The 7,946-nt window shown below is 57.2% G+C and carries 10 protein-coding genes and 1 pseudogene; 7 read left to right on the top strand and 4 right to left on the bottom strand.

The annotated features are described in order from the left end of the window. Both B3P58_RS10655 and B3P58_RS10650 read right to left on the bottom strand, forming a co-directional pair. Nucleotides 1-271 (bottom strand): UbiA family prenyltransferase (locus tag B3P58_RS10655; RefSeq protein ID WP_286717451.1); only part of this gene is annotated, 271 nt, incomplete at its 3' end. A 39-nt stretch (nucleotides 272-310) separates the two neighbouring features. After that, the gene (locus B3P58_RS10650; RefSeq protein WP_186435828.1) at nucleotides 311-877 is read right to left on the bottom strand and encodes a chorismate--pyruvate lyase family protein; all 567 of its coding nucleotides are present in this window, start codon (nucleotides 875-877) and stop codon (nucleotides 311-313) included. Nucleotides 878-1,086: 209 nt separating this feature from the next. On the opposite strand from B3P58_RS10650, the gene B3P58_RS10645 reads away from it, so the two are divergent. The 7 genes from B3P58_RS10645 to B3P58_RS10615 all read left to right on the top strand — a co-directional run bounded on the left by B3P58_RS10645 (nucleotide 1,087) and on the right by B3P58_RS10615 (nucleotide 6,046). Beyond that, nucleotides 1,087-1,251, top strand: a complete 165-nt coding sequence (locus B3P58_RS10645; protein ID WP_145467535.1) for a rubredoxin — start codon at nucleotides 1,087-1,089, stop codon at nucleotides 1,249-1,251. Nucleotides 1,252-1,330: 79 nt separating this feature from the next. Further along, a complete protein-coding gene (locus B3P58_RS10640) occupies nucleotides 1,331-2,488 on the top strand; it encodes an FAD-dependent oxidoreductase (RefSeq protein WP_225691208.1) in 1,158 nt (385 codons plus the stop codon). Nucleotides 2,489-2,582: 94 nt separating this feature from the next. Then, complete coding sequence (locus tag B3P58_RS10635) at nucleotides 2,583-2,855, top strand: HU family DNA-binding protein (RefSeq protein WP_145467539.1); 273 nt, start codon at nucleotides 2,583-2,585, stop codon at nucleotides 2,853-2,855. Beyond that, nucleotides 2,852-3,436 carry a DUF1415 domain-containing protein gene (locus B3P58_RS10630; protein ID WP_349676597.1) on the top strand — a complete coding sequence of 195 codons (585 nt, stop codon included), beginning with the start codon at nucleotides 2,852-2,854 and terminating at the stop codon, nucleotides 3,434-3,436. The genes B3P58_RS10635 and B3P58_RS10630 overlap by 4 nt, the downstream gene beginning before the upstream one ends. 35 nt (nucleotides 3,437-3,471) lie before the next feature. Continuing rightward, nucleotides 3,472-3,843, top strand: a complete 372-nt coding sequence (locus B3P58_RS10625) for an SCP2 sterol-binding domain-containing protein (protein ID WP_145467543.1) — start codon at nucleotides 3,472-3,474, stop codon at nucleotides 3,841-3,843. 83 nt (nucleotides 3,844-3,926) lie between these two features. Further along, nucleotides 3,927-5,222 (top strand): dicarboxylate/amino acid:cation symporter, encoded by a 1,296-nt coding sequence (locus B3P58_RS10620; protein ID WP_225691207.1) that lies wholly within the window; start codon nucleotides 3,927-3,929, stop codon nucleotides 5,220-5,222. A gap of 2 nt (nucleotides 5,223-5,224) precedes the next feature. Continuing rightward, on the top strand, nucleotides 5,225-6,046 hold the full coding sequence (locus B3P58_RS10615; RefSeq protein WP_225691206.1) for a hypothetical protein: 822 nt from the start codon (nucleotides 5,225-5,227) through the stop codon (nucleotides 6,044-6,046). 60 nt (nucleotides 6,047-6,106) lie between these two features. Here the strand turns inward: B3P58_RS10615 and B3P58_RS10610 are convergent, their stop codons facing one another. Together B3P58_RS10610 and B3P58_RS10605 are read right to left on the bottom strand one after the other, a co-directional pair. Further along, entirely contained in the window at nucleotides 6,107-7,501 is a 1,395-nt protein-coding gene (locus tag B3P58_RS10610) for an HDOD domain-containing protein (protein WP_225691205.1), read from the bottom strand. A 120-nt stretch (nucleotides 7,502-7,621) separates the two neighbouring features. Beyond that, nucleotides 7,622-7,946: pseudogene (locus B3P58_RS10605) on the bottom strand (ATP-dependent DNA helicase RecG); the annotation flags it as partial.

Genomic DNA, 7,946 nt, shown 5'->3' with positions numbered 1-7,946 from the left:
CGGTGCGTTTAACATGGCCGTCGACTTTGCGGTCGGCAAAGTCATTGATGATGCAGCCAGCGGAGCGCATCAGAAACACACCGGCGGTGAAAATCAGCAACAGATTCAGGTCGGGTACGCCAGCCGTGGCAATCCATAAAGCCCACAGCGTTGGTCCGAGCAGCAGGTAAGAACCGATCGGGCGGTCGAGACGGGTAATGGCAATCCAGTCCTGCCAGCGTGCCCAGCGGGACGGCCAGTGACGATCAAGCAGTTGGGTTAATGCGGACATAACAGTTCTTCTTCTTCTTGCCGGGGGCCGGTCTGCCCTTCAGAGAAATTCGGTCAGGCGCCGGGAAAACGCTTCCGACACCATGAGTGGCTTACCGTGCAGGGTAAATACCGAACGCCGTGACCATTCTAACCCCAGTGCATTGGCTTTGCAGTGGCTGACCTGCAGTGGCGTGCGGCGCAGCGACGGCTGGCTGAACAGATAACTGCCCAGTGAACGCGAGCCCAGTGCCTGCAGGCGCCGTTCGCTGCCGGTCAGGGTGCTCAGGGGAACCGCCGTGCGGGCGTACACCAGAGGCACATCGCCGAGATGCAAAATCACTTCCCTGATCCATAACCGCTGATTGCCATACAGCTTCAGGGCCTGACGCTCGACCGTGGTCGGTTCGCCGTAATACTGCGCCAGTACCTGTACATTGAAGGTGCCCGGGCGCAGGGCGCTGAGGCGTGCTGTCAGCGATTGTTCGTTCAGCAACCAGTCGCGCCAGACGGGCGGCAGAGAGAACGCCCGGCGCCGGTTACGGCTGGACCATGACGGAGCAGATGGATGCAGCACAGGTGCCAGAGACGGAATCGCCGGCGTATGCAGGGAGGACAATGCCTTCATGAACGGGCTCGGTGGAGACGCAGACATCCGGTAAACCGGGGATCATTTCAGGCGCGCAGGATGCGCTAAATCGGGGCGTCAGGCAAGCCCGGGCGGGCCTGGCTGGCCAATCGCGGCTGGCAAATGCCCGGAATTGACCGTTGATTTTCCCCCGGCGGCTGAGTAGTTTTAGCGCCTTTCTGAAAATCGGTATTTTTTAAGGTAATAGTATGAAAAAGTGGCAATGTGTTGTTTGCGGCTGGATTTATGATGAAGAGCTGGGTGCTCCGGAAGAAGGTCTGGCACCGGGAACCCGCTGGGAAGATGTACCCGCAGACTTTATTTGTCCTGATTGCGGTGTCGGTAAAGAAGACTTCGAGATGGTAGAAATCTGATACCTCCCCGCTCAATATCCGGGAAGTGCCTCCGCACTTCCTGTCCTTTTCTCACCTGTCTCCATCCGGATAAAAGTCTATGAATGAGAATACTGCCCCGATTGTAGTGATCGGAACCGGGCTGGCCGGTTATAACCTGGTCAAAGAACTGCGTAAGCTGGCGCCGCAGCAGAATATTCTGATGATTACCGCCGACGACGGGCGTAATTACTCCAAGCCGATGTTATCCACAGGCTTCGGCAAGAACAAAACCGCCGATGAACTGGCGATGGCCAGTGCGGCGGCGATGGCCGAACAGCTGAATATTGTTATCCGCCCTAATACCCGCGTTACCCATATCGATGCGGCGGCGCATAAGGTGTTTATCGGCGAAGAGCCGGTTGAATACAGCAAACTGGTGCTGGCCTGGGGTGCGGAAGTGATCCGTCCGCGGGTGGAAGGTGATGCCGGTGATCGTATTTACTCCATCAACGATCTCGAAGATTACGCCCGTTTCCGTGCCGCTGCCGATGGCAAAAAGCGGGTATTGATCATGGGTGCCGGCCTGATTGGCTGTGAATACGCCAACGATATGGCCAACGGTGGTTTTGATATCGACGTGGTGGCGCCATGTGAGCAGCTGCTGCCGTCACTGTTGCCAACGGAAGCCGCCAATGCCGTTCAGCAGGGTCTGGAAGGCATGGGTGTGCGCTTCCATCTTGGTCCGCTGGTCAGCCGTATCGTGCACGATGGCGACGAACTGAGCGCGACCCTGAGCAACGGTGAAACCCTGAAAACCGACGTTGTGGTGTCTGCTATTGGTCTGCGTCCGCGTCTGGATCTGGCGATTAAAGCCGGCCTGCAGGTGAATCACGGTATCGTGGTTAACCGTCAGCTGCAGACCAGCGAAGCGGATATTTACGCGCTGGGCGACTGTGCTGAGGTCGAAGGCCGTGTGCTGCTGTATGTACTGCCGCTGATGGCATCCGCCCGCGCGCTGGCCAAAACCCTGGCCGGCGAAGCAACGGATGTGAGCTATGGCGTTATGCCGGTCACGGTGAAAACCCCGGTCGTGCCTGTGGTGGTTTCGCCACCGGCACCGGGCGTTTCCGGCATGTGGCAGACAGAGTGTGACGGAGCCGACGTTCAGGCCGAGTTCCGCAACGAAAACGGCGAATTGCTCGGCTATGCTTTGACCGGAGCCAGGGTTATGAATAAAGTAGCACTCAACAAAGAGCTGCCGGCTATTCTGCCCTGACCTCTCGTTACTTCACGCTCCCCTGCTATTGGCAGGGGATAACGTTCTCCCCGGGGAATCGGGGACCACTACAGCCCAATAAGGATAATCATCCATGCGTAAACCAGAACTGGCCGCGGCCATCGCTGAAAAAGCAGATCTGAGCAAAGAAAAAGCAGCAGAAGTGATCACCGTGATCACCGATCAGATTGCTAAAGCGTTGAGTGAAGGCGACTCTGTCAGCCTGATCGGTTTCGGTACTTTCGAAGTGCGTCAGCGCGCTGAACGTCAGGGTAAAAACCCTCAGACTGGTGCTCCAATCACCATCGCTGCAGCCAAAGTACCGGCATTCAAGCCTGGTAAAGGTCTGAAAGAGGCCGTGCAATAAGCACTGCAAAGCTGCTGACCCGGGAATGGGTTAAGCAGCTGGTTATCGGCGAGGGGCTCTGCCCCTTTGCCGCTCCTGTTTTTGATTCCCTGCGTATTGATGTCTGTGACAGCTCCGACCCGGAGCAGGCCACCCTGCAGTTTATGGAACTGCTGCGTGAGGTTGCCGAGGCTGATGCGGCGGAATTGCCCACTGCGTTATTTGTTGTACCTTCCTGCTTTGACGACTTTGACCTGTATTGGAACTGGCTGCTGATTTGCGACAATCTGCTGGCTCAGATGGGTTATGAAGGCGTACTGCAACTGGCCAGTTTTCATCCGCATTACCTGTTTGAAGGTGAGGATGAAGACGATATGAGCCACTTTACCAACCGCTCCCCCTACCCGATGCTGCATATTATCCGCGAGGCGGATATCGAGCAGGCGCTGGCCAGTGTCAGCCGTCCGGAACGTATTCCTGAGCGTAATCGCCAGCATATGCGCCGCTTAGGCAAAGAAGGTCTTTTGCAATGTATGCCGGCTCTGGCACAATCGCGCCTCTTTCAGGATGCAGGCGACATCACCGAACATGCGGAATCCTGAGAGACTCTTTTTCTCTACCATTCCGAGGACGTGTCATGATCAAGTTCCAACTGCTGCTGTGGGCCCTGGGCCTGCTGATGAAAAAAGCGGCGCGTAAAAATCCTGATTTCCGTAAGCAACTGGAAGGCAAAGATTTTGCGTTTCAGCTGCAGACCGAAGATGGCGGTATCGTCCGTCACTATGTCGTTGCCGACAACAGCGTACGCAGCAAGCGTAAGGCGCATAAAAATCCGGCCTTTACCATCAGCTTTAAAAACGCTGATACTGGTCTGCGTATCCTGACGTCGAAAGACAAAAATGCTTTTATGAAAGGCATTCAGGATAAAGACATTAAAATTGCCGGTGATTTGTCACTGGTCATGTGGTTCCAGGGTGTGAGCAAATACCTGAAACCGAAAAAAAAATAACAACATAAAAACCGCGGCACCGTCCGCGGTTTTGCTTTACCGTCCGGCTCCGGTCGCGGCGGCCCGGCCAATAGGATATCCGTATGAGCCTTACTCGTCAGATTCTGATAGCCATGACCGCTGCCATTCTGCTGGGCAGTCTGACCCAGCGTTTGCTGCTGATTCCTGACCTGCTGAGTGACCCTGTGTGGCAGGGATATCTGCACTACTTCCTTGATGATTTTCTTACCCATGGGCTGTTTCTGCTGGGCGGCAAAATCTTTATTGCCAGCCTGAAAGTGCTGGTGGTGCCGCTGGTGTTTGTATCGCTGGTCTGTGGTGTCTGCCATCTGCGCGATCAGGGCTCTCTCGGTCGTCTGAGTCTGAAAACCATCGTGCTCTATCTGGCGACAACCGGTCTGGCGATTTCGCTGGCGCTGCTGCTGGCTGGCTGGTGGCAACCCGGTGCCGGTGTCGATAAGAACACCGGGGGCGATTATGTGCCGCCGCAGCCGATGGCGCTGATTGATGTACTGGCCAATATTTTCCCCAGCAATCCGGTGCAGGCGATGGCCGAAGGTACCATGCTGCAGGTGATTGTCTTTGCCCTGCTGATCGGTGTGGCCATTGGCCGGGCCGGTGAATACGGTGAACGCATTGGCAGCCATTTCAACGACTGGAACGAAGTGCTGATGAAGCTGGTTACGCTGCTGATGAGCTTCGCGCCCTACGGTGTGTTCTGTTTGCTGTTTACCCTGTTTGCCGAACAGGGGATTGGTAAGGTCGGTGATCTGGCGCTCTATATGCTGACCGTCACCAGCGTGTTGTTATTGCATGGCTTTGTGGTTTACCCCTTATTGCTGAAAGGTCTGTCTGGTCTGTCACCGAGAGTTTTTCTGCGTAAAATGCGCAATGTGCAGTTATTTGCCTTCAGCACCGCTTCCAGTACGGCCACGGTGCCCGTTACCCTGCGTGCGGTTGAGCAGCGCCTCGGGGTTCAGAATCGTGTGGCGGCGTTCTCCGTCCCGCTGGGGGCAACCATCAATATGGATGGCACGGCGATTATGCAGGGCGTGGCGACGGCCTTTATCGCCCAGGCCTATGGTATTGATCTGACTCTGAGCCAGTATCTGCTGGTGGTACTGACCGCCATGCTGGCCTCAATCGGTACCGCCGGTGTGCCGGGGGTTGGCCTTGTTACTCTGGCGCTGGTGCTGGAACAGGTACAATTACCGGTTGAAGGGATCGCGCTGATTATCGGCGTTGACCGGATTCTCGATATGATGCGCACCGCCGTGAATGTTACCGGCGATGCTATGGTTTCGGTGGTGGTGGCGCGCAGTGAAGGGGCGCTTGACCATGACACTTACAACAACCCCAAAGCGGGAGAACAGAATTGAAGATGCAGCGTTCTATGCTGGCAGTGCTGCTGGCCAGCACGATAGCGATGCCGGCAATCAGTGCGGAGCAGGGCGGTATTAATGCGGAGCGGGGTATTAGTGCCATCTCCATGCCGGTGGCAAGCAATGCTGAAGCGGGTGCTCAGCTGAGTGCTGAGGAGCTGGCAAGGCAACAGGCCGCCGAACAGGCGCAGCAACAGCTCGAAGCCATTATCGGCGCTTCTGGTCTGCAGGGACTGGGGGAACAGGCACGTAATCTGGCACAGCAGGTTCTGAATGAAACCCAGGCGCCGCTCGGTTTTCAGTACGATGTCGTCGACCGGCTGACGCCGCTGTGGGCGCCGGACGCTCTGCAGAATACCCTGGCCAGTGCGCTGGCCTCTCTCGATGATCAGCAGCGCGAGTTATTACAGAGCACCCTTAACAGCCGTCGTCTGCAGAACGCGCGTAACAAAGAACTCAGCGCCATTGCCGATCAGAACAGCCGTAACTATCAGGACTATATCAGCCGTTTGCGTCAGCAGCCGCCAGCACCTGCGCGGGTAGCGCTGATTAAACAGCTGGACGAAGCCATGCAGTTCTCGGCCTTGCTCAGCGTTACCCGCAGCAGTGTGTATCCGCAACTGCAGGCGGTGCTGCGTGACTGGCAGCCACCGGAAAACTGGCAGGCCGGTCTGCAGCGTGACGTGACGGAGTTTCTGCTCTACGTTCACCGCACCACCCCGAATGACGAACTGCAGCGACTGGCGCAGGCCTACCGTGAACCGGTACTGCAGCAATGGCTGGCGGGTGTGAAACAAAGCCTGAGCGGGCAGGCTGGGTAACGCCTGTTTCTGAGCAAAAAAAGCCGCAGTTGCGGCTTTTTTATACCCGGCGGCAGGCACTCAGTGATTCAGCATCTGCACCATTTCGCTCAGATCGTCCATACGCTCCAGCAGATTCACCGTTACCTCATCCACGCTGTCTGCGCGCAGGAATAAGGTATCCAGCAGGAAGTCTTCCGGCTGCTCGAACGGGCCGTCACCAAAACCGTGGCGACGCAGGCTGCGGGTCGCAACATACAGCAGGCGGGCATAGTCGGCATGCTCGCCCTCGTAGTAAGGGTTGTGCTGCTGACGCATGGCGGTCACCAGTTCTTCCGGCATACGCCATTGTTGCAGCAGACAGGCGGAAATCTGTTCCCGGGTCAGGCCCAGCAAATGACGCTCAACGTAGAAGCGGTTGATATGCGGGTTAGCTTCGATATGGCGGTTAACCAGCGAAAACTGTGGCGGAAATACATGGCCCAGAATCAGGAAGCCAAAGTTATGCAGCAGGCCGCACAGGTACGCCAGCCCCTGGCTGGGACGATGACGGGCGGGCATCAGCTTGGCCAGCTCGCCGCACAGTGCGGCAGTTACCACCGCCTGCTGCCAGAAAGGAGCATAGCCATGCGGGCCTTCTTTAGGGACGGACAGGGTGCGGCCCAGTGCCAGCCCCAGCGCCAGATTGATGACCAGATCGAAGCCCAGCACGCGGATCACCGCTTCTTCCACGGTTTTGATCTCGCCGCGCACGCCGTAGTAAGGCGAACGCGCCCAGCTTACCACCTGTGCCGACATGCCCGGATCAAGCTCAACGGCCTGCGCCAGTGAGGTGGTATCGGCATTGGGATCAACCCGCAATTCGATAATGCGCCGTGCGGTTTCCGGCAGTGGCGGCAGGTCGAGGGTTTCGGCCAGACGCTGTTTGATACGCAGCGGGGTGAACTGGCGGATGGCGGCATGCACATCTTCCAGATCCTGCTGTGGATCGTTGTAGTGAATGTCGGTCATCAGCGGTGCGGTATAGCTGCCGATGCGCGAGCTGGTGGTGAGGTTGCGGAATTGCTCCATCGGCACCTTCAGCCACTCGTGACCGGCTCCTGAGACGATAAACAGCTCGTTCTGCAGTAACAGGGAATCATCGACCAGGCTCTCCAGCTTGGTGACCTGTGGCAGGGCCGGAAACTCATCCAGACCGTGCTGTTTTTTCAGGCGCTCCAGCTCGGTGGCGGACAGCGCGGTAAATTGCCGGCCGAGCTGATGGGCCAGCTGATTCAGGTCGAGCATGCGGTTGCCGGGGATCACAACCTGCACCTTGCCCAGGTCGTCCTTAAGGAAGACGACATTGGCAACTTTGGCAGAGTAGGATGCCGGTGGATTGCTTTGCATAAGGTGGAACAGCTCCTCGTCGTCGGTCAGGCTGTAATCAATGTGCCAGTCGTCCAGTACTTTCATTACGGTGGCAGGGATGGCCATGGTGAAATCCGTTTGCTGATCGTTTAGGGGTGGAGATAACTATAGACCAGCCTTCTGCATCTGCTGCGGCAGAGAGCGTGATTGAGGTCATGATTCCGACCAGTGGTAAAAGCGGAGAAATCAGACGTTGGCGAAACGTTCGGCGTCGCCCAGCCAGCGCTGAATCAGGGGTTCGACCGTGTGCGGGTGCAGCGTCCACAGTTGCTGGGCCATATCGCGTACCTGTGGCAGCAGATCGCCATCGCGCTGCAGATCGGCGACGCGCAGCATCTGCAAGCCGGTCTGGCGCGTGCCCAGCAGCTCGCCGGGGCCGCGGATCTGCAGATCCTGTTCGGCAATATAGAAACCATCCTGGCTGTCACGCATCACCTGCAGACGCTGTTTGCTGGTGAACGACAGCGGTGCTTTATACAGCAGTACGCAGTGACTCTTGGCACTGCCCCGC

The organism is Thalassolituus sp. UBA2009, assembly GCF_002335285.1.
GTDB classification, from domain to species: Bacteria; Pseudomonadota; Gammaproteobacteria; order Pseudomonadales; family Oceanobacteraceae; genus Venatoribacter; species Venatoribacter alkanivorans.
The sequence above is the reverse complement of the archived record's forward strand: the minus strand, read 5'-3'. Positions and strand labels throughout refer to the sequence as shown.